Origin of the sequence: Nocardioides panacis, assembly GCF_019039255.1 — a bacterium.
GTDB lineage: Bacteria > Actinomycetota > Actinomycetes > Propionibacteriales > Nocardioidaceae > Nocardioides_B > Nocardioides_B panacis.
In genome coordinates this window covers 2,218,846-2,238,859 of the sequence record NZ_CP077062.1, presented here as the reverse complement: position 1 = coordinate 2,238,859, position 20,014 = coordinate 2,218,846, and the positions used below count along the sequence as shown (strand labels likewise).

The following is a 20,014-nucleotide window of genomic DNA, read 5'->3' as shown; positions in this document are numbered from 1 at the left end:
GCATGCCGGCGGCGGACGACCTGTTCCGCCCCACCGTCGTACCCGACCACACCGTCGCGGACCCCGAGGGGGACGACGGGGACCAGCCCGCCGAGGGGAAGTCGGCGAAGAAGGGCCCCAGCGGACGCGTCCGGCACGACGAGAAGATGACGGTCTACGTCACCGCCGACGAGCTGCTCGACATCGAGCACGCCCGGCTGACGCTGCGCCGCAGCGGGCTGAGCGTGGACCGTGGGCGCCTGGTCCGTGAGGCGGTCGCCCTGGTGCTCGCCGACCTGGAGCAGAACGGCGACGACAGCGTCCTCGCGCAGCGCCTGATGCAGGCATGACGGCTGGCCTGGTGGAGTCGACCGAGGCCGGTCCCGAGGCAGCCCCCGCGTTCGCCGTACGCCTGGACAACTTCGAGGGTCCCTTCGACCTGCTGCTCAGCCTGATCTCCAAGCACAAGCTGGACATCACCGAGGTCGCGCTGTCGAAGGTGACCGACGAGTTCATCGGCTTCATCAAGCTCGCCGGCCCGGACTGGGACCTCGAGCAGACCTCGTCGTTCCTGCTGGTCGCCGCCACCCTGCTCGACCTCAAGGCCGCCCGGCTGCTGCCGCAGGGCGACGTCGAGGACGAGGAGGACCTCGCGCTGCTGGAGGCCCGCGACCTGCTCTTCGCCCGGCTGCTGCAGTACCGCGCCTACAAGCTGGTCGCCGCCGTCCTGGAGACCCGGATGTCGGGGGAGGCCCGGCGCTTCCCGCGGGCGGTCGGGCTGGAGGACCGGTTCGCGACGCTGCTGCCGGAGGTGCTGATCGGCCTCGGGCTCGAGGAGTTCGCCGGCCTCGCCGCCAAGGCGCTGGCGCCCAAGCCGATCTTCGAGGTCAACCTCGCGCACATCCACGCACCCACGGTCAGCGTCCGCGAGCAGGCCACCGTGGTGGTCGACCGGCTGCGGCGGCAGGGCACGATGACCTTCCGGGCCCTCTCCGGGGACTCCCCGGACACGCTCACCACGGTGGCCCGGTTCCTGGCGCTGCTGGAGCTGTTCCGCGAGGGCGTGGTCTCCTTCGACCAGGTCACCCCGCTCGGGGAGCTCACGGTCCGGTGGACCGGCGGCGAGGACGAGGACGTGGAGATCACCGACGAGTTCGACGGGGACCCGGAGACCGAGGACCAGCCGGGGGAGCCCGAGACGCCCGGTGAGCCGTCAGAAGTGCAAGGACACGCCGAGGAACCCGCTGCGGGAGTGACGGGTCGGCAGGAGAGGGACAGCAGTGAGTGAGCAGGACCCCGAGCTGGGGGACACCCGCAGCGAGGCCGACGAGGTGCTGACCTCGGGTGCCGACCTCGTGGCGGACGCCGAGCCCAGCATGGCGGTCGAGCAGGCCGGGGAGACCCTGGGCGAGGCCGCGCCCGCCGGGGTGGACGAGACGGGCGACGAGACGGGCGACGAGACGGGCGACGAGACGGGCGAGGGGACGGGCGAGGGGACCGCCGACGAGGAGTCGTCGGAGACGCTGGACATCCCGCTCGCGGACCTCAGGCCGGCGCTCGAGGCGGTGCTGATGGTCGCCGACCAGCCGCTGGACCACATCACGCTGGCCTCCGCGGTCGGCTACCCTCCGGGCGAGGTGGCCTCCGCGCTGCACGAGCTCGCCGAGGAGTACGCCGAGCAGGGCCGCGGCTTCGACCTGCGCAACGTCGCGGGCGGCTGGCGCTACTACACGCGCGAGGAGTTCGCCTCGGTCGTCGAGCGGTTCGTGCTGGACGGGCAGCGGGCCCGGCTCACCCAGGCGGCCCTGGAGACGCTGGCCGTGATCGCCTACAAGCAGCCGGTCAGCCGGGCGCGGGTCTCCGCCGTCCGGGGCGTGAACGTCGACGGTGTGATGCGCACCCTGGTGTCCCGGGGCCTGGTCGAGGAGGCCGGGCACGACGGGGAGACCACCGCGATGCTCTACCGCACGACCAGCTACTTCCTGGAGCGGATCGGCGTGGAGTCGCTCGACGACCTGCCCGAGCTGGCGCCGTTCCTGCCGGACATGGGCGACTTCGAGGACCTGGACGCCCGACCCGACCCGGTGGACGTCGCCGCGGACCCCGCGTGAGCCGGCGGTGAGCCCCCGATGAGCATCGAGACCGACGACGAGGGCCTGATCCGGCTGCAGAAGCTGCTCGCCATGTCCAACGTGGCCAGCCGCCGCAAGTGCGAGGAGCTGATGCTCGCCGGGCTGGTCGAGGTCGACGGCGAGGTGGTCACCCGGCTCGGCACCAAGGTCGACCCCACCACCGCGGTGATCCACGTCGACGGCAAGCGGCTGCCCCCGGTCAGCCCGCACGTCTACCTGGTCCTGAACAAGCCCCGCGGCGTCGTCTCCACGATGTCCGACCCTGAGGGCCGGCGCGCCCTCGACGAGTTCGTCGCCGACCGGCCTGAGCGGCTGTTCCACGTCGGGCGGCTGGACACCGACACCGAGGGCCTGATCCTGCTCACCAACGACGGGGACTTTGCGCAGCGCGTCGCGCACCCGTCGTACGAGCTGGACAAGACGTACGTCGCCGAGGTCGACGGCGTGGTCACCAAGGGCACGATCCGGAGGCTGCTGGCAGGCGTCACCCTCGAGGACGGCCCGGTCGAGGTGAGCGCGGCGAAGGTCGTCTCGACCCGGCCGGACCGCTCGATCGTGGAGCTGGTGATCCACGAGGGCCGCAACCGGATCGTCCGCCGGCTCCTCGACGAGGTCGGCCACCCGGTGCGCCGGCTGACCCGCACGGCGATCGGCCCGGTGCTGCTGCGCGGGCTCGGCAAGGGCGCGCTGCGCGAGCTCACGCTCGACGAGCTCGGCGTGCTGCTGGACGCCGCGAAGCTCTGAGCGGCCGACTGGCTAGGGTGGCTCCCGTGTCGGTGCGAGCGGTGAGAGGTGCGACCCAGCTCGAGGAGGACGTGCGCGAGCACATGCTCGAGCGGGTCGCCGAGATGGTCCTGGACGTGATGACGGCGAACGGCCTGGAGGTCGACGACTTCATCAGCGTCGTCTTCACCGCCACCTCCGACCTGGTCTCGGAGTTCCCGGCCTACGCCGCGCGCCGGCTCGGGTTCGGCGAGGTGCCGCTGATCTGCGCGCGGGAGCTGGAGATCGCCGGTTCCATGCCGCGGGTCGTGCGGATGCTCGCGCACGTGGAGACCGACCTGCCGCGCGCCGAGATCACCCACGTCTACCTGCACGGCGCGGCCGCCCTGCGCCGGGACCTGACCCGGGTCCGCGAGGTCCCCGATGAGTCTTGACGGCCCGGTCCTGGTCGTCGGCGCTGGTCTCCTCGGCACGTCGATCGCGCTCGCGCTGCGCCGTCGGGGCGTGGACGTGGCGCTGCGGGACGTGAACCCGGAGAACCTCCGGATCGCCACCACGATCGGGGCCGCCAACGTCCGCGCCGACGACATCGAGCCGCAGCTGGTCGTGGTCGCGGTCCCCCCGGACCACCTCGGCGAGCAGATCGCGGTCGCGCTGACCGGCACCGCAGCGACGGTGACCGACGTCGGCAGCGTCAAGGGCGCTCCGCTGGCCGCCGTACGCCTGCTGGCACCCGAGCACCTCGCGCGCTACGTCGGGAGCCACCCGATGGCCGGCAGCGAGCGGTCCGGCCCGTTCGCGGCCACCGAGTCCCTGTTCGACGGCCGGCCGTGGGCGGTCACGCCGCACGAGGGCGCCGATCCGGCCGCGGTCGACCTGGTCACGGCGCTCGCCCTGGCCTGCGGGGCGACCCCGGTGCGGCTGTCCCCGGACGAGCACGACCAGGCGGTGGCCCGCACGTCGCACCTGCCGCACCTGCTCGCCGCGATGGCCGCCGGCCGGCTCGCGGGGGGCGCCGGTCGAGCACCTCGCGCTGTCGGGGCAGGGCGTCCGGGACGTCACCCGCATCGCGGCCGGCGACCCGCAGCTGTGGCAGCAGATCCTCACCGCGAACACCGCGGCGCTGACCGCGCTGCTGCGCGACGTGCGCGACGACGTGGACACCCTGCTCGGCGCGCTCACCGAGGGTGACCGCGACCGGCTGGCCGGCATCCTGGACCGCGGGGTCGCCGGCACCGCCGCGATCCCCGGCAAGCACGGCGGCCCCGCGGTCACCGAGACCACGCTGTTCGTGGCGGTCCCCGACCACCCCGGCGAGCTGGCCCGGCTGCTCGCGGACGCGGGGGAGATCGGCGTCAACGTCGAGGACCTGCGCATCGACCACGACCCGGGCCGCGACTACGGCCAGGTCGAGCTCACCGTCGACCCCGGCCAGGTCGACCACCTGCTGTCCTCGCTCGAGGACCGGGGCTGGACCACCCACCGGTAGGCTGCCCCGGTCGGAACCCCGGGTGTGAGAGGCAGGACGAGTCGTGGGCGTGGTCGTGGCGATGGACGGACCCTCGGGATCGGGGAAGTCGAGCAGCGCGCGCGGTGTCGCCACCCGGCTGGGACTGCGCTACCTCGACACGGGGGCGATGTTCCGGGCGGTCACCTGGTGGATGCTGGAGCGCGGCGTCGACGTCGAGGACCCGCGGGCGGTCGCCGCGCTGGCCGAGGAGCCGGTGCTGGTGTCCGGCACCGACCCGCAGGCGCCGACGATCACCGTGGACGGCACCGACGTCGCCGGCCCGATCCGCGAGCAGGCCGTGACCGGCGCCGTGAGCGCGGTCAGCACCGTCCCGGAGGTCCGCACCCGGCTGCTGCGCGAGCAGCGCTCGATCATCGGCGACGGCGACATCGTCGTGGAGGGCCGCGACATCGGCACCGTGGTCGCGCCGGACGCCGACGTCAAGCTCTACCTCACCGCCGACCCGGCCGCCCGGGCCGCCCGGCGGACCGCCGAGCTGTCCGGCGCGGACGTCGCCGCCACCGAGCAGGACCTGGTCCGCCGGGACGCGATCGACTCGGGCCGCGCGACCGCGCCGCTGCGGATGGCCGATGGCGCGCTGCACCTGGACACCACCCCGTTCACCCTCGACGAGGTCGTGGACCAGATCGTCGCGCTGGTGCAGCAGGCCCGCGCGACGACCGGCGGCTGACCGGCGTACCGACGCGACGTTGGTCACGCCGGCCCCGCCGATTCGACTTGGGGCACGCCGCTCCGGTGTACTTGGGGGAGCACGCCTGGCCCCGGACCCAGGCAGAGGTACGACGCACCGCGGCCGATCCGCGGAACAACGACGTCGACCATCTCGTTGACGCGAGGGCCCCGCACGGGTCGCACGCTCCCGGGGCCGATCCCGGTAGTCGGCGCCGACGACATCCGCGAGGCCCGGGACCCCGCACAGAGGAAGCCAGATGACCACCGAGTTCGACCACACCGACGCCCCTGCCGTCGTGCCGATCCTGGCCGTCGTGGGACGCCCCAACGTCGGCAAGTCCACGCTGGTCAACCGGATGATCGGCCGCCGCGAGGCGGTCGTGCAGGACGTCCCCGGCGTGACCCGTGACCGCGTCTACTACGACGCGACTTGGAACGGCCGCGCGTTCACCGTCGTCGACACCGGCGGCTGGGACCCGGACGCCCGCGGTCTCGCGGAGCGGATCGCCGCGCAAGCCGAGGTCGCCGTGCAGATCGCCGACGCGACGCTGTTCGTGGTCGACGCGAACGTCGGGATCACCGACGCCGACGAGGCCGTCGTGAAGATCCTCCGCAAGTCCGGCAAGCCGGTGATCCTCGCCGCCAACAAGGTCGACGACCAGCGCGCCGAGGCGCAGGCCCACGGGCTGTGGAACCTCGGGCTCGGCGAGCCGCAGATGGTCTCCGCGCTGCACGGCCGCGGCTCGGGCGACATGCTCGACGCGATCCTGGCGGCGCTGCCGGAGCCCCCGCCCGAGACGTTCGGGGTCGTCGGCGGCCCGCGCCGGGTCGCGATCGTCGGCCGCCCGAACGTCGGCAAGTCCTCGCTGCTGAACAAGCTCGCCAAGCAGGACCGCGCGGTCGTCGACGACGCCGCCGGGACCACCGTCGACCCGGTCGACGAGCTCGTCGAGCTCGGCGGCCGCGTCTGGCGGTTCATCGACACCGCCGGCGTCCGCAAGCGGATCAAGGAGGCGTCGGGCCACGAGTACTACGCCAGCCTGCGCACCAACACCGCGATCGAGCGGGCCGAGGTGTGCGTGATGGTCGTGGACGGCTCCAACCCGGTCTCCGAGCAGGACCTGCGGATCATCACCGCCGTGGCCGAGGCCGGCCGCGCCCTGGTGATCGCGTTCAACAAGTGGGACCTCGTCGACGAGGAGCGCCGCTACTACCTCGACCGCGAGGTGGAGCGCGACCTGGTCCGGGTCCAGTGGGCCCCGCGCATCAACATCACCGCGAAGACCGGCTGGCACGTGGACCGGCTGGTCCCGGCGCTGGACGCGGCCCTCCAGGGCTGGTCGACTCGCGTCGGCACCGGCGCCCTGAACTCGTTCCTGGGCCGGCTCGTCGCCGAGCACCCGCACCCGGTCCGCGGCGGCAAGCAGCCGAAGATCCTGTTCGGCACGCAGGCCGCCACCGAGCCCCCCACGTTCGTGCTGTTCACCAGCGCCCTGCTGGAGGCGTCCTACCTCCGCTACGTCGAGCGCCGGCTGCGCGAGGAGTTCGGCTTCATCGGCAGCCCCGTGCACGTGCAGCAGCGCCCGCGCGAGAAGCGCAAGCGCCGCTGACGTCCGACGTCGGGTGAGGGCTACGCCACCGGGCCGTCGACCAGGGTCAGGCTGCGGGTGTGCGACGCGCCGGACGCGTCGGTCCAGGTCACGCTGACCGACTCGCCGGGGGAGTGCGCCGAGACCGCACTGCGCAGCTCGGTCGAGGTGCTCACCGGGGTGCCGTCGATCGCGGTGACCGTGTCGCCCGCGGCGATCCCGGCCGCGGCGGCCGGCGTGGACTTGAAGACGCCCTGCACCGTGGTGCTGGTCTGCCCGAGGGCGATCCCGAGGAACGCCGGGTAGCCGTAGTCGTAGCGCGCCTTCGCGACCCCGCTGTCCAGGTCGGCGGCGATCCGCAGCACCTTGGCGATCGGGACCGCGTAGCCGACCACGTCGCTGCTGCCGCTGGACGCCGCGGTGGTCATGCCCACGACCTGGCCGTCCGCGTCGTACGTCGCGCCGCCGGAGTCGCCGCTGATCACGTCGGAGCTGATCTGCAGCAGCCCGCTGAGCCGCTGGCCGGCGACGTTGGCCTCGCTCTGGGTGGTGATCGTCTGGTTCTTCGCGACCACGCTACCGGTGGCGGCGCTCAGGTAGCCGACCGTGCCGTTCGCGTCACCGACCGCGGTCACCGCGTCGCCCACGCCGATCCCGTCCGTGTCCGGCGTCACCGTGCTCAGCCCGGAGGCACCGACCAGCTGCAGCACCGCGACGTCGTCCTTGGTGTCGGTGCCGACCACCTTCGCGGTGTACGTCGTGCCGGTGCTCATCACCTTGACCTTCACCGATGTGGCACCCGCGACCACGTGGTGGTTGGTGACGACCTCGCCGTCGGAGGTCAGCACCATGCCGGTCCCGGCCGCCCGGCCGCCGTCGTACTTCATCTGCGAGACGATCCGCACCAGGCCGGTCAGCTGCGAGCCGGACGCCTTCGCGGTGGTGTCGGTCGAGGAGCCCGGGGTCTGCGTGGACGGGTCGCTGCCCGTGCCGCCACCCGAGTCGCCGTAGGGGTCTGCGTAGGGGTCGGTCGGCACGGTGATGCCGCCCGAGCCGCCGGACCAGGTCCAGCCACCGTTGCCGGGGATCGTGGTGATGCCGCCCGAGCCGTCGGTGGACACGTTGCTCTGGCCGTTGGTGCCCGACGCGGTCTGCGTCGAGCCCCGGGAGAAACCGTGGCCGAGGGCGTAGCCGGCGCCCACGCCGCCGACGCCGGCGACCAGCGCGGTGGCGGTGACCGTGGCCAGCAGCCGACGGGCGCGATGCGGCCGGCCGGGGGCCGGGGGAGGGGTCTGTCCGGACGGCGGCTGCGGGAACGGGCCGTAGGGCTGGGGGCTGGGGTACTGGTCGGTCATGGTTCCTCCGGGGATCGGTCGCGGTGATCCCAGACAACCGGGGTTTCCGGAGAGAACCCTGTGAGATGTCGATGCACGCCCTTTGCGAGCACGAAGAACTTCCTGAGGACGGCCGGGTTCGAGTACACCCGGTCGCTGCGGTAAGGTTCTGCCGCCCGCAGGTTGAGCATCACCATCCGGCGGGCATCGGGCTGTAGCGCAGCTTGGTAGCGCACCTGACTGGGGGTCAGGGGGTCGCAGGTTCAAATCCTGTCAGCCCGACCGCGAGGGGCCCTGATCTGTTTCGGCAGGTCAGGGCCCTTTTTGGTGCTCCCCGGAGACCGGTCTGCGGGGAGGGAGCCGGAGACGTCCTCCGGACCAATTCCGGACCACCAAAGGGAGAAGGCGCTTCCGGCGGCCAGCACCGCTGTCGTGTCGGGAGGCAGGTAGCCCGCGGTGACCGCGGGATCCTGGTGGCCGGCGACGCGTTGGAGCAGGTGCAGGTCGACCCGGCATCGGAGCTTCGTCCATAGCACCGATGACTCCCGATTCGGCACTTCCGGGTGCCGTTTGTGCGCGACGGGGGGGCCCACATGGGCCGGTTCGTCAGTACGGATTCGGGGCTAGATTCACTTGTAGGAGGAAAACATTTGAACGCGCCCCGAGCTCGCGGTGACATGGGTTCCCTCACCGTCATGGTCACGTCCGAGGACGAGGTGATGTCGATCGTCATCGGCGGAGAGGTTGACCTCGTCAACCGTGATCAGTTGCAGAGCTGCCTAGCGAACATCGATGTCGCTCGTGCGAGGCTGGTGCATCTCGACCTGCGTCAGCTCACCTTTTGTGACAGCGCAGGCAGCGCACACCTCGTTCGCTTCGAGAATCGAGCCAGGGCAGCCGGATGCGCCGTGCAGATACGTGACGTGCAGCCGATCGTGCGCAAGGTGATGGACCTCGTCGCCACTGGGATCGAGTAGGGACTTCACAGCTCCGCCGGACTGACGGTGATTGGACCGACCGAACAGTCCGCCTGCTTCGCCACCACGCTTGGCGCCAGGTCAGGGATGCCGCGGCTGACCTGTCGCTGCGAGAACGCGTGCGACCTATGCGCTGCGAGCACCTGCTGACCTCCGCGATGCTGGCGGCCGTCGCGGTCCGACGCGAGCTGCGGACACGGCTCGCCGGCGCTGTCGCCGCCCTGGTTCCCGCGCCCCAGCACGCCGCGCTCTTCGGCTCCTTCGCGCGCCATGACGGCACCGTGGGCAGTGACATCGACCTGTTCGTGGTGATGCCCGATGGGTATGACCGGGTGGAGGGCCGGTGGGAGGCGCAGCTCCAGCTGCTCGAGGACCGGGTGCTGGCCTGGACGGGGAACTGTCTGGAGGTCCTGGCCCTCGATCGCAGCCACCTCGCAGCCGTGGTCGCGGCGGACGAACCGATCCCGGCGACGCGTAGTTGGCGAGATGTGGCCGCGCAACCGCCATCTTCTGGCCGATCTCGAACGGTGGTCGCTCACCGAAAGACAAGCGGCCCTGCCCGGCAGACGCGGTCACCGCTAGGAGCTGAGTCGGACGCGGGAGACCGATCCAGCCGCTCAAGAAGAGCGCCACCTGGGCGGGCTGTAGTCGACCAGGAGCTACCCGTGATGGCAAGAGCAGGCGCCTCAACTTCGGGGTCATGCCGGCGTCGCGGGGACTTATGCTCCAAGGATGACTCAGCAGGCGGGGCTCCACGCCGCGGACAGCGCATTGGATGCCGCCGAAGCAGCATCACCAGTCGAGGCCGTCGAGACCGTCACCCGGGAGCTCGGCCGGGCGCTCGGCGCCACCAAGGTCTCCTTCCTCATCGCCGACCTGTCGGGCCGCGCCTTGGTGCGTCTGGCGCACATCGAGTTGTCCACCCCCGACGGCACCGGCCTGCGCGTCCCGGCCCGGCCCGAGGAGCGTCGGGTCCTCAAGGAGTCCGCGACGGTCCTGCCGTTCGACGGTGGACCGGCCGAGCAGACAATCCGCATCCAGCAGGTGCAGGTCGTGGGCCCAGAACCGACGCGTGCCGCGTCCGATGGGGGCGGACAGTGGCTGGTGCTCGCACCGGTGACCGAGCGTGGAGAAGCCATCGGCGTCCTGGAACTGACGGTGCCCGCCCGCCCGGACGCCGCGGACCTGACAGAGATCGCGCGGCTGGCAAACGTGCTGGCGTTCGTCGTGATCGCGAACCGGCGCCACACGGACCTGTATGAGTGGGGGCAACGCACCCGTCCGCTGAGCCTGTCGGCGGAGATCCAGCACCGGCTGCTTCCAGGCCCGCAGACCTGCGAGGCCGGATCCTTCACCCTGGCTGGTTGGTTGGAGCCGGCGGCCGACATCGCCGGCGACACCTTCGACTTCAACCTGGCGCGCAACGTCTTGCACCTTTCGCTGACCGACGCGATGGGTCACGGGGTGGCCGCCGCCCTGACCGCGACGCTGTGCGTGGGCAGCCTGCGAAACGCGCGCAACGCGGGCGCGTCGCTGCTGGAACAAGTCACCTCGGCCAACCAGGCACTGGTCGATCACGCCGCTGCCACCGGGCTCGATGACTTCGTCACCGGTTTGATTGGCCGTGTGGACCTGCGCACCGGCTCGGCGGAGCTCGTCAATGCCGGCCACGTTGCGCCTTACCTGGTTCGGGAGTCGCGCCCCGTGCCGTTGAGTCTCTCGGTGCACCTTCCGCTCGGCCTGTTCGGTGACACGACTTACCGCGCAAGCCGAGTCGACCTCCAGCCCGGCGACCGGCTGGTGCTGGTCACCGACGGCATGGTCGAACGAAACGCTGTCGGGCTCGACCTCGCCGCCGCGATCATCGAGACCAGGGCGCTGCACCCCAGAGAGGCAGTCCGAGAGCTGGCCGACCGGGTCCTGGAAGAAACCGGCAACAAGCTCAGTGACGACGCGACCATCTTGTGCCTGGACTGGCACGGAGGGCACGGAAGGGACCGCAACAGCCAGCACGGTGCGGATCCCGAACGCGTCAGCGCACCCCTCGCCTGAACGTCGGCCGCGAGCTAGCGGGCCCGCGGTCGATCTCCGCACTGTGGTTGCGAACGTGGGTGACCCGTCCGGGTGCTCGGTGGAACCGGACAGACGCGAGGTCGTGTCGGCAGCGTTGCCGGAGTGTCCGACCAGGCCCAAGGCCGTGACCACTGCGCGGTCGCTGCCTTCGTGAAGGCGACAGCGTCCGTCACCGGCGCGCGACCGCGTGTCAGCGGTGTTCCACCTCGCCGTCGACGCCGCTCCTGCCGACATCCTCCGGGGTGCCGCCGGCGTGCTGGTGGCGGGCGGTGCGTGGCCCCGGACTGGCGCCACCCGGCGGGTCCGCGCTCGGGCGTCGCCGACCTGCAGAGCCACCCCGTCGTCCACGTCTCGTGGCGCTGCAACATCTGTCAGGGCGAGTTCCCCAGCGCAACACCCTCGACGACGTCGGCAACGTCTGGGAGAGGTGCCACGGCCGCGCTCCGCGAGACCGACGATGCCGACCGCGCGGGCGCGGACAGGCTCGTCGACCCGATCGCTGTAGAGCCGTCAGGCGCGGACCACGCCCAGGTGCGCCGGGTCATGCGTGGTGGGTCGTGCCTCTGCCACGACAGCTACTGCAACCGCTACCGCGTCGTCGCGCGCTCGTCGAACACGCCGAGTCGTCCTTGGGCAACATCGGCTTCCGCTGCGCCGGCGACGCGGTGTGATTGATCAGCTCAGCGGGGCTTGGCCGCCTTCGACATGGCGCTCGGTGAGCCCCAGCCGACGGCGCTCTTCGCCCGGACGGCGAACTTGTAGCTGCCGGTCTTCAGCTTCAGCGCCAGGGTCCGCGTGCTCGCCGCGACGCTCTTGCGGCTCGCCACGACCCACTTGCCGCCCCTCTGCTTGTAGACGATCACCTCGTAGGCGGTGACCGCGCTGGACCCGGCTGAAGCCGGTGCGGACCACTTCAGGCTGACGGTCGTCGCGCCACCCTTGTTGCCCGGCTTGGCGCCGGGGGCGGCGGGCGCTCCGGGCGCCTTCCGCACGACCGGCGGGGGAGCGGGGACGGTCGGCGGCGCCGGGGTGGTAGGCGGCGGAGTAGTGGTGGTAGGCGGGGTAGTGATCGGAGGCGGAGTAGTGGTGGTGGGCGGGTCCATCGGCGGGTCCGTGGGTGGATCGGTCGGCGGGTCGGTGGGCGGCACGCCGGGTTCGGGCACCGTCACGGCGCAGACGACGGGAGCGCCGACCTGGCCGTTGCGCAGGTGGGCGGTCACCTCGATCTCCCACTGGCCGGCGGCGACGGGACGCTGGTAGATGTCGGTCTGGTAGTAGGGCAGGCCGGCGGCCCACACGGTCCACGCCGACTCGGGCAGTTGCCGGGCACGTACGTCCCAGTAGTTGACGTTGGGCGTGCTCCACTCCCACGTCCAGGTGAGCTGCCCGTTGCTGACGGCGTACGAGGTCGGGCAGGTGATGGCCGTGGGGTCGAAGTTGACCTGCCGCATCGCCGGCAAGAAGGCCGGGCCACCCGGGTTGACCGGCGTGATCGTCACGTAGTGGTCGCCGATCGAGAGGCCGGTCAGGTCGATGTAGGGCTGGTCGGTCGCGTCGGCGGTGAGCGCGACCGTCGTGCGGTCGTAGCAGAGGTCCGTCCCGCGGGTCGTGCCGTCGCCGAAGATCGCGCCGCCGGGCAGGTAGATCTCACCGATGACGTCGACGCAGACGTCGTACCACAGAATCGGGTCGTGCACCGGGTCCGTCGGGACCACCGCGGGCCAGGAGATCCGCAGCGAGCCGGTGTTGGCGCTGACGTTCTTGGTGAGCACGGTCGCCCGGATGCCGTTGCCGTTGACCGGCCCCGGGTCGGGCGAGATCGGCGGCATCGTGAAGGGCACGTCGTTGACGTTGCGTCCGTGCGACGCCGTGTCGCTCGGCCCCCAGATGTTGGAGGCCGCGATCATCAGGTGCTTGGGACCGGTCTTCACCCCGGTGAAGGTGTACGACGTCGTGCCCGCCGGCACCGTCACGTCCACCGACCGCGAGAAGTTCCCGGTGGCCAGGGTGAGGAGCGTCCGCTGGATCGGCTCACCACCGTCGAACGGCGTCTGCCAGGTGGCGGTCACCGTGCGAGCGTCGCGGTCGGTGGTGACGGTCGGGACGATCCGTGCCGGCGGGCCCTTGAGCAGGGCCTCGAAGTCGTAGGGCGCGCCGCGTCCGTTGGCGTTGATGGCCACGATGCGGTAGTCGTACACCACGCCCGCCACCGGGTTGAAGCAGGTCGAGACGCCGAGGGCGGGCTTGAAGTCGAAGAGCGTGAACCACTGGCCGTCCTCGGCCCGCTGCTGGAGCTCGTAGCCCGTGACGGCCGCGCCACCGTTGCTGGCCGGGGCGTGCCAACCCACCCGGATGCCACGCTGGACGTTGCCGCCATCGAAGGTGCAGGTCACACCCTCGGTCGCGACCGTGACGTCGGTGACCTGGCTCGGGACGGTGGTGGGGTTGACGGTCGCCGTCGCTGGCGCGCCAGTGCCGATGGCGTTGACCGCGCGCGCGGCCACGGTGGCGTTGAGGGTGGCAGCGCCGGGGAAGGTGTAGGTGGTGACGTCCGCGGCCAGGTCGACCGCCGACTGGCCGTTGAGGGTGAGCCGGTAGCCCGTGATCGGCGATCCGCCGTCGTTGCTCGGTGCGGCCCAGGTGGCGACGAGGTCGGCACCGGAGGGGGTGAGCTGGAGTCCGGTCGGGCGCCCGGGGGCGACGTTCGGGGTGCTGCAGCCCTCGACCGCCAGGTGGTAGGCGCCCAGGCTGCCGTAGGAGAAGTAGTCGCTGGCCCCGTTCTCACCGGTCAGGCCTTCGTCGCCGCGGACCTCGAGCAGCCACGGGCCGCCCTCCGGGACGTCCACCGAGGCGTCGAGCCCGCTGGCGCTGGAGGAGGAGAGGTAGGCGCCGTTCTCGCCGTACCAGGGACGCTCGTCCCGCTCGTCGACCTTGGTGACCAGGGGGTTGACGCTCGTGAGCACGGAGGCGGTGTTGCCGCTGGGTCGGGCAAGCGTGAGGCGCACGTCGAGGTTCGCTGCGAAGCCGGTCGTGACCGCGGCCGCACGGGCGCCGGTGGTGCAGTCGTCGACCAGGTAGACGTCGCCGTCGGAGGAGTCGGTGACGTACGTCGTGCCGTCGGCGACGCGCAGCGGCGACCCCCAGCCGTCGCCGCCCTCGTCGGTCCGCCTGCCTGCGATCGCGGCGATCTTCGCGAGGTCGTCCTCGGGGTTGGTGGCGCCGTCGTAGAAGCCGTTGGACCACTGGCTGACCGGCGCGTCGTAGGCGCTGCCCATGATCGGCGCCCACGTCCCGTGACCCGTGTAGTACTCGCTCCAGTTCCCGTCCCCGACGTCGATGCCGTCGTGCCTCAGCCCGAAGGTGTGACCCACCTCGTGGGAGGCGGCCTCGGCGATCGCCTTGGGCGACTGGGAGTTGAGCGCGGCGAAGACCCAGGCGGGCTCCACGACGTCGGAAGGCCGGTCGATCTGGCTCAGCAACGCGACACCGCCGCAGTTGCTGTCGCACAGCGTCGCTGGCGCCTCGAGGCTGTCGGTGACCACCAGGCGGGTCCCGAACGCCGTGTCGCCGCTACCGTCCTCGCGCAGCGCGTCGTCACCGGGGTCGGCAGTGGTGACGTCCACGTCGAAGGGCGCGAAGTCCTCGGCGACGCGGGCCCAGATCTCCTGGATCGCAGTGCGCTCGGGCTCGGAGAAGCCGGGGCCGTCGTTCATCGGGTCCCATCCGTCGTACCTGCCCTCCGCAAGGTGAGCCCAGCTCGACCAGGCGCTCGTGGCGGAGATGTCCACGCCGTCGAAGTCCAGGTAGATGACGTGACTGGAGCCGGGCAGGCTGTGCAGGTCGAGGGTCTGGTCGAGCGGCGCCGACGCGGGCGCGACCTCGGCGCCGGCGAAGGTCTCCCCGGAAGACGTCTGCTCCTTGAAGAAGAGCTGGCCGGTCGGGGCCACCCAGAGGGTGCCGTCGTTGCGCAGCGTGGTGCGGAGCCGGGCCGCGCTCATGCCGTTGTCCTTCGCGACATCGACGAGGTCGGCACCGAGCCGACGTACGGCCGTCTCTCCGCTCGCGGGCTTCGTCAGCTCGGTCGCGGGGAGCACCTGGACCTCGAGCGGCTTGGTGCGCTTCGCGTCGTCGGAGCTCCCCGCGGTGACGCGCGGCTCCGCGGCTGGCTCGACGACAGTGGCGTCCACCGACCCGGTCCAGGCCGTCCGCGACGCCGCGGCAGGTTCGAGGAGGAGCGACGGCGACGCAGGAGTGGCGACGAGGAGGAGCCCGGTCAGGCCGAGAGCGATCAGGCGGAGAGGCAGCACCGGGCAAGGCTAGGTAGGGAACGACACCGCTGTTGGGCGAATGCGGAAAGTGGGCGCACGGCCGTTCACCCCTAGGTGTGAGGCCCGACGACCGCTCCCTGCACCGCGCTGTAGGTCAGACTTCAGCAGTCCCTCGTGGGCCGTCGACGTGTGGGGTCCGGAGCGTCGCCCCTCGGCGCGGATCGCTTGGAGGAGTGCCTGTGCGGCGGGAGTCGCTCATGCTCCTGCGGTGCAGCGCCAGCACTGTGCGGGACGGCACTGGGTCGGTGGCTGGTACGGCGACCAGGTCCGCGGTGAGGGATGCTCGACCCAGTCTCGGCACGAGCGCGATCCCGAGTCCGGCGCGCACGAGGGCGAGGTGGGAGTCGAACTCCATCGCGACGTGCGCGATGCGCGGGACGCGGCCGGTGCCGACGTACATCCGATGGAGCCATTGGCGGCAGATGCTGCCAGTGAGCGGAGAGGTGGACGCCGTACGCGACCTTCACACGACGGGGCGACCCGTCGCCATCACCGGTGACATGAACGATGAGGATGGGGTGTTCTGCCGGTTCACCTCGAGTGGTCTGACCCAAGCAAGTTCCGGTCAGGTCGCAGGTCCGAACTGTCTTGAGGCACCTGAGAAGAGGATCGACTGGGTCTTCGGTCGCGAGGCAAGGGCTCGGCTTGCTCGGTTGTGGCTGTCGGTCCTCGCGTGCACGATGTGCGCATGGCCAACAAGATCGACTACTTCGAGATCGGCTCACCCGACCCGGCGTCGTCGCGCGCCTTCTATGGCGGACTGTTCGACTGGGAGATCGAAGAGACACCTCAGGGCGACCAGCCCTACCTGATGGTGGACGAGGCGCATGGGGGTCTGTGGGACACCTCTGACATGGGCGGGGGCAACTGGGCGATCTTCTACGTCCATGTCGAGGACGTGGCGGCTGCGCTCGAGCGGGCTGTGGCACTCGGCGCCACTGTCGTTGTCCCGCTGGTGGACAACGGCCAGATCTACTTCGCACACCTACTCGACCCGCTGGGGAACCGGTTCGGGATCTGGCAGCCCAAGGAGTAGGCCCTGCACCAAGTCGGCGGACCTCTGTCGCCGATTGGCGGCTGTTAGACGATTCCGTTAGGACCGCTGTCCGGCCAGACTCGGTCCAGGCGCTCGGCGGGATGCTCTCTTTGCGGCTGCCCACCGGCTTGATCGGTGTGGCTCTATTTCGGTTTGCGTCCCCGCCGGGTGCCGTGTCGAGGCGTGGCTCCAGAGGGGACTGCCCAGCTCGTAACAGCAATGCCCGCCTCGCGATCCCTATTGGTTCAGGACTTTCGGGTGGTGCGGCATGGCGAAGGTGTTCATCGGGGTCGATCCCCACAAACTCTCGGCGACGATCGAGGTCGTCGACGAGCACGAGACAGTGCTGGCGACCGGCCGGTTCAGCACGGACAAGCCCGGGTACACCGCGATGCGAAAGACCGTGTCGCGTTGGCCCGACCGGGTCTGGGCGGTCGAGGGGAGCAACGGCGCCGGCCGGCCGTTGGCGCAGCGGCTGTGCTGGCCGACGGTGAGCACGTGGTCGACGTGCCGGCCAAGCTCTCGGCACGAGCCCGATTGTTCGACACCGGCCACAACCGCAAGACCGACGCCCACGACGCGCACGCGGTCGCAGCAGTAGCGGTCCGCACCCGGGGCTTGCGTGTGTTGTCCTACGACGTCGAGCTCGAGGCACTGCGGATGCTCGCCGACCGGCGTGAGGAACTGACCCGAACCAGGATCCAGACGGTCAACAGGCTGCAGAGACTGCTGTCCGAATTCACGCCGGGCACGGCGAAGAAGGACATCACGACGGGTCAGGCCAAGGCCATCCTGGCTTCGGTGCGGCCGCGGGACCTGGCGGGCAAGACCCGGCGCCGCCTCGCGGTCGAGCAGCTCGCCGAGCTGGTCGCGGTCGAGAAGAAGATCAAGACCCTCACCACAGAGCTGAAGGAGATGGTCATCGCCAGTGGTTCCACGCTTATGGACCTGCCCGGGGTCGGCCCGGTTGTCGCTGCCCGGGTCCTTGCCGACGTCGGCGACGTGGCCCGGTTCGCCGACCGGAACCGGTTCGCGTCCTGGACCGGCACCGCACCCCTGGACGTCTCCTCCGGGGAACAGATCCGACACCGGCTCTCCCGGGCCGGCAACCGCAAGCTGAACCACATGCTGCACATCGCGGCAGCCACCCAGGTCCGGCTCGACACCCCCGGTCGGGCCTACTACCGGCGCAAGCTCGCCGCGGGCAAGACCCGGATGGAGGCCATGCGGTGCCTGAAGCGTCGGATATCCGATGCCGTCTACCGCAGGCTCCTCGCTGACGCTCGCGCGCAGGCTGAGCCCGTCGAGGCGGGCCCGGGAGGGCACTGCGGGGCGTCTCAAGAATCCAGCGCGGTCGACCTGCTCCCGCTCATCGACACTTTCGGATCAGCCACTTCCCGGACCCGCACAACCGACGCTACAACCGCCCAGCCGAGCCCGGAAGACCTCGAGAACCAAGACGCCTCAGACGACCGGTTGACAACAGAGGGGAGCCGGAAAGACTCACCTCGCGAGATCCCGGACTGCAACAGATCCGGCAGTTGCCGAACAGGCGTCTGGTCTCGCTACGGGGCATCGTGGGGTCATGTCTCGACGCTCATCAATCCCATCCCCAACCCGGTCTCCAAGCGGGATGTCGCGACGATGATCGGGTGCCTCGCTCTCCTCGAGGGCGAACGCCTGACGGGCCCGGTTGATGACGACCTATGGCGAAGGATCGCGCAGAGATTCACGGGTGGTGTTGCTGGGCGAGACCTGGGAAGCGGGACGTGCGTCAGGCGCGAGGGACGCGGCATCCCCGAGAGCGCCTGAGCAGCTGTGCGCGACACAGGCATGTCCACCTTCGCGTGACGAAGGTCGCTGGGGGCAGCTGGGTCTGTCGGCTTGACGCAGATCACACCTCAGGCATAATGGTTAGGCCATTAGTCAATTGGAAGGTGAAGCGAGTGCCGAAGGTCGTGTACGTGGGCAGCGATGGCGACCAGCGGGTCGTTGATGCGGTCGCCGGGGACTCGGTGATGAGCGCCGCGCTGCGCAACGGCGTCCCGGGCATCGTGGGGGGAGTGCGGGGGCAATAGCTCGTGCGCCACCTGCCACGTGTGGGTCCGTGAGGAGTTCGGTGCGCTGGTCGGCGAGCCGGGCGATCTCGAGGACGACCTGCTCGACCTCGGGGTCGAGGATCGCCGAGCCGGCAGCCGCCTGGGTTGCCAGATCGAGCTGACCGAGGACCTTGACGGCCTGACGGTCGACGTCCCGCCCACCCAGCCCTAGTCGTCCGATCTGCGTTCGAGTACCTAGGTTGCTTGCCATCAGTCTAATGGACTGATAGTTATGCCTTAGTCGTTCTGGAAGGAACATGATGCTTCGCACCGACATCAACGAGCTGCTCACGCAGACCGGGCCAGGTACGCCGATGGGTGGGCTCTTCCGCCGGTACTGGCAGCCTGTTCTCCTGGCCGAAGAGCTCCCGGAGAACGACTGCCCGCCGGTGCGGGTCAAGGTTCTCTCCGAGCGGCTGATCGCCATCAGGGACTCCGAGGGCAACTACGGTCTGATGGACGAGTTCTGTGCTCACCGAGGTGTCTCGCTCTGGTTCGGCCGCAACGAGCAGGGCGGTCTGCGCTGCCCGTACCACGGTTGGAAGTACGACTACACCGGCCAGGCGATCGAGGTCCCGAGCGAGCCGGAGACCAGCAGCTTCTGCGCGAACGTCAAGCTCAAGTCGTATCCGCTGGTCAAGCTCGGCGACGTTCTCTTCGCCTACCTCGGTGACCCGGCGGAGCAGCCGCCGCTGCCCGAGTGGGAGGCCTACCGCGTCCCCGAGGGCCAGGCCTTCACCTCCAAGCGCGTCCAGGAGTGCAACTGGCTCCAGGCGCTCGAGGGTGGCATCGACTCCAGCCACGTCAGCTTCCTGCACTCGGGCAACCTCGACTCCGACCCGCTCTTCAAGGGCTCGAGGGGAAACGCCTACAACAAGGCCGACCTCAAGCCGTCCTTCGAGGTCGTCGACTACGAAGGTGGCCTGCTTATCGGCGCTCGCCGCAACGCCGAGGAAGGGCACTACTACTGGCGCGTGACGCCGTGGGTGCTGCCCAACTTCACCATGGTCCCGCCGCGGGGCGACCACCCCGTGCACGGTCACTTCTGGGTGCCGATCGATGACGAGAACTGCTGGGCCTGGAGCTTCGACTACCACCCGACCCGTCAGCTCACCGAGACCGAGCTCGAGGCGATGCGCGCCGGCAAGGGCGTGCACAGCGCCAACGACGAGGCCTACCGCCCGCTGGCCAACAAGGACAACAACTACCTGATGGATCGCGAGGCGCAGCGTCGCGGCGAGACCTTCTCCGGCATCCACGGCATCGCGCTCCAGGACTCCTCGCTCCAGGAGTCGATGGGTCCGGTCGTCGATCGCACCAAGGAGCGCCTCGTCGCCACCGACGCCGGAATCATCAAGGCCCGGCAGAAGCTGCGCAAGGCGGCCCTGGCCCTGCAGGAGGGCGTCGAGCCGGTCGGCAACCGCCCGCAGGACCAGAAGGTCCGCTCGGTGGCGATCGTGCTGCCGGCCGACCAGTCCTTCGTGGAGGGCATCGGCGAGGCGATGATCGCCAAGCCCGGCGTCCCGCAGACCACGGTCTGA

At 70.6% G+C, this 20,014-nt stretch carries 19 protein-coding genes, 1 tRNA gene and 2 pseudogenes; 18 read left to right on the top strand and 4 right to left on the bottom strand.

Annotated elements, in window-relative coordinates; translation table 11 throughout:
- Positions 1 to 2 precede the first annotated feature (2 nt).
- The 9 genes and pseudogenes from KRR39_RS10880 (at position 3) to der (ending at position 6,647) form a co-directional block, all read left to right on the top strand.
- On the top strand, positions 3 to 329 hold the full coding sequence (locus KRR39_RS10880) for a hypothetical protein (RefSeq protein ID WP_436972046.1): 327 nt from the start codon (positions 3 to 5) through the stop codon (positions 327 to 329).
- On the top strand, positions 326 to 1,267 hold the full coding sequence (locus KRR39_RS10875) for a segregation and condensation protein A (RefSeq protein ID WP_216942034.1): 942 nt from the start codon (positions 326 to 328) through the stop codon (positions 1,265 to 1,267). Before KRR39_RS10880 ends, KRR39_RS10875 begins: the two co-directional genes overlap by 4 nt.
- Positions 1,260 to 2,090 (top strand): SMC-Scp complex subunit ScpB, encoded by an 831-nt coding sequence (gene scpB, locus KRR39_RS10870; protein WP_367303720.1) that lies wholly within the window; start codon positions 1,260 to 1,262, stop codon positions 2,088 to 2,090. The genes KRR39_RS10875 and scpB overlap by 8 nt, the downstream gene beginning before the upstream one ends.
- Positions 2,091 to 2,108: 18 nt before the next feature.
- Positions 2,109 to 2,855, top strand: coding sequence for a pseudouridine synthase (locus KRR39_RS10865; RefSeq protein ID WP_216942033.1), 747 nt, complete (start codon positions 2,109 to 2,111; stop codon positions 2,853 to 2,855).
- A 41-nt stretch (positions 2,856 to 2,896) separates the two neighbouring features.
- Positions 2,897 to 3,268, top strand: coding sequence for a chorismate mutase (gene aroH / locus KRR39_RS10860; RefSeq protein ID WP_254185664.1), 372 nt, complete (start codon positions 2,897 to 2,899; stop codon positions 3,266 to 3,268).
- Positions 3,258 to 3,686, top strand: a pseudogene (locus KRR39_RS24705) (prephenate dehydrogenase/arogenate dehydrogenase family protein); the annotation flags it as partial. The gene aroH and the pseudogene KRR39_RS24705, both read left to right, overlap by 11 nt.
- Positions 3,687 to 3,693: 7 nt before the next feature.
- Positions 3,694 to 4,323 carry a prephenate dehydrogenase dimerization domain-containing protein gene (locus KRR39_RS24700; protein WP_367303736.1) on the top strand — a complete coding sequence of 210 codons (630 nt, stop codon included), beginning with the start codon at positions 3,694 to 3,696 and terminating at the stop codon, positions 4,321 to 4,323.
- 43 nt (positions 4,324 to 4,366) lie between these two features.
- Complete coding sequence (cmk, locus tag KRR39_RS10850) at positions 4,367 to 5,035, top strand: (d)CMP kinase (RefSeq protein WP_367303719.1); 669 nt, start codon at positions 4,367 to 4,369, stop codon at positions 5,033 to 5,035.
- A 259-nt stretch (positions 5,036 to 5,294) separates the two neighbouring features.
- The gene (gene der, locus KRR39_RS10845) at positions 5,295 to 6,647 is read left to right on the top strand and encodes a ribosome biogenesis GTPase Der (RefSeq protein ID WP_216942031.1); all 1,353 of its coding nucleotides are present in this window, start codon (positions 5,295 to 5,297) and stop codon (positions 6,645 to 6,647) included.
- A gap of 20 nt (positions 6,648 to 6,667) precedes the next feature.
- Here der and KRR39_RS10840 read toward each other — a convergent pair whose 3' ends face one another.
- Positions 6,668 to 7,981 (bottom strand): S1C family serine protease, encoded by a 1,314-nt coding sequence (locus tag KRR39_RS10840; protein ID WP_216942030.1) that lies wholly within the window; start codon positions 7,979 to 7,981, stop codon positions 6,668 to 6,670.
- Between the two features lie 187 nt (positions 7,982 to 8,168).
- On the opposite strand from KRR39_RS10840, the gene KRR39_RS10835 reads away from it, so the two are divergent.
- From KRR39_RS10835 to KRR39_RS10820, 4 genes and pseudogenes are all read left to right on the top strand, one after another.
- A tRNA-Pro gene (locus KRR39_RS10835) sits at positions 8,169 to 8,242 on the top strand.
- 413 nt (positions 8,243 to 8,655) lie between these two features.
- A complete protein-coding gene (locus KRR39_RS10830) occupies positions 8,656 to 8,937 on the top strand; it encodes an STAS domain-containing protein (RefSeq protein ID WP_216942029.1) in 282 nt (93 codons plus the stop codon).
- 128 nt (positions 8,938 to 9,065) lie between these two features.
- Positions 9,066 to 9,227: pseudogene (locus tag KRR39_RS26085) on the top strand (nucleotidyltransferase family protein); the annotation flags it as partial.
- 442 nt (positions 9,228 to 9,669) lie between these two features.
- The gene (locus tag KRR39_RS10820; RefSeq protein ID WP_216942027.1) at positions 9,670 to 10,989 is read left to right on the top strand and encodes a PP2C family protein-serine/threonine phosphatase; all 1,320 of its coding nucleotides are present in this window, start codon (positions 9,670 to 9,672) and stop codon (positions 10,987 to 10,989) included.
- 701 nt (positions 10,990 to 11,690) lie between these two features.
- Here the strand turns inward: KRR39_RS10820 and KRR39_RS10815 are convergent.
- On the bottom strand, positions 11,691 to 15,317 hold the full coding sequence (locus tag KRR39_RS10815) for a fibronectin type III domain-containing protein (protein ID WP_216942026.1): 3,627 nt from the start codon (positions 15,315 to 15,317) through the stop codon (positions 11,691 to 11,693).
- A 115-nt stretch (positions 15,318 to 15,432) separates the two neighbouring features.
- The gene (locus KRR39_RS10810; protein ID WP_254185663.1) at positions 15,433 to 15,738 is read right to left on the bottom strand and encodes a LysR substrate-binding domain-containing protein; all 306 of its coding nucleotides are present in this window, start codon (positions 15,736 to 15,738) and stop codon (positions 15,433 to 15,435) included.
- Between the two features lie 288 nt (positions 15,739 to 16,026).
- Here KRR39_RS10810 and KRR39_RS10805 point away from each other — a divergent pair, with 288 nt between their 5' ends.
- Positions 16,027 to 16,374, top strand: a complete 348-nt coding sequence (locus KRR39_RS10805; RefSeq protein WP_216942025.1) for a VOC family protein — start codon at positions 16,027 to 16,029, stop codon at positions 16,372 to 16,374.
- A gap of 237 nt (positions 16,375 to 16,611) precedes the next feature.
- On the opposite strand, the gene KRR39_RS10800 is transcribed toward KRR39_RS10805, so the two are convergent.
- Complete coding sequence (locus KRR39_RS10800) at positions 16,612 to 16,872, bottom strand: hypothetical protein (protein WP_216942024.1); 261 nt, start codon at positions 16,870 to 16,872, stop codon at positions 16,612 to 16,614.
- Between KRR39_RS10800 and KRR39_RS10795 the strand changes: the two genes are divergently transcribed.
- The 4 genes from KRR39_RS10795 to KRR39_RS10780 all read left to right on the top strand — a co-directional run bounded on the left by KRR39_RS10795 (position 16,873) and on the right by KRR39_RS10780 (position 20,014).
- A complete protein-coding gene (locus tag KRR39_RS10795; protein ID WP_216942023.1) occupies positions 16,873 to 18,186 on the top strand; it encodes an IS110 family RNA-guided transposase in 1,314 nt (437 codons plus the stop codon).
- 125 nt (positions 18,187 to 18,311) lie between these two features.
- Positions 18,312 to 18,452: a hypothetical protein gene (locus KRR39_RS10790; RefSeq protein ID WP_216942022.1), complete on the top strand. Its 141-nt coding sequence runs from the start codon at positions 18,312 to 18,314 to the stop codon at positions 18,450 to 18,452.
- A 19-nt stretch (positions 18,453 to 18,471) separates the two neighbouring features.
- Positions 18,472 to 18,645 carry a hypothetical protein gene (locus KRR39_RS10785; protein WP_216942021.1) on the top strand — a complete coding sequence of 58 codons (174 nt, stop codon included), beginning with the start codon at positions 18,472 to 18,474 and terminating at the stop codon, positions 18,643 to 18,645.
- 88 nt (positions 18,646 to 18,733) lie between these two features.
- Positions 18,734 to 20,014, top strand: a complete 1,281-nt coding sequence (locus KRR39_RS10780; RefSeq protein WP_216942020.1) for an aromatic ring-hydroxylating dioxygenase subunit alpha — start codon at positions 18,734 to 18,736, stop codon at positions 20,012 to 20,014.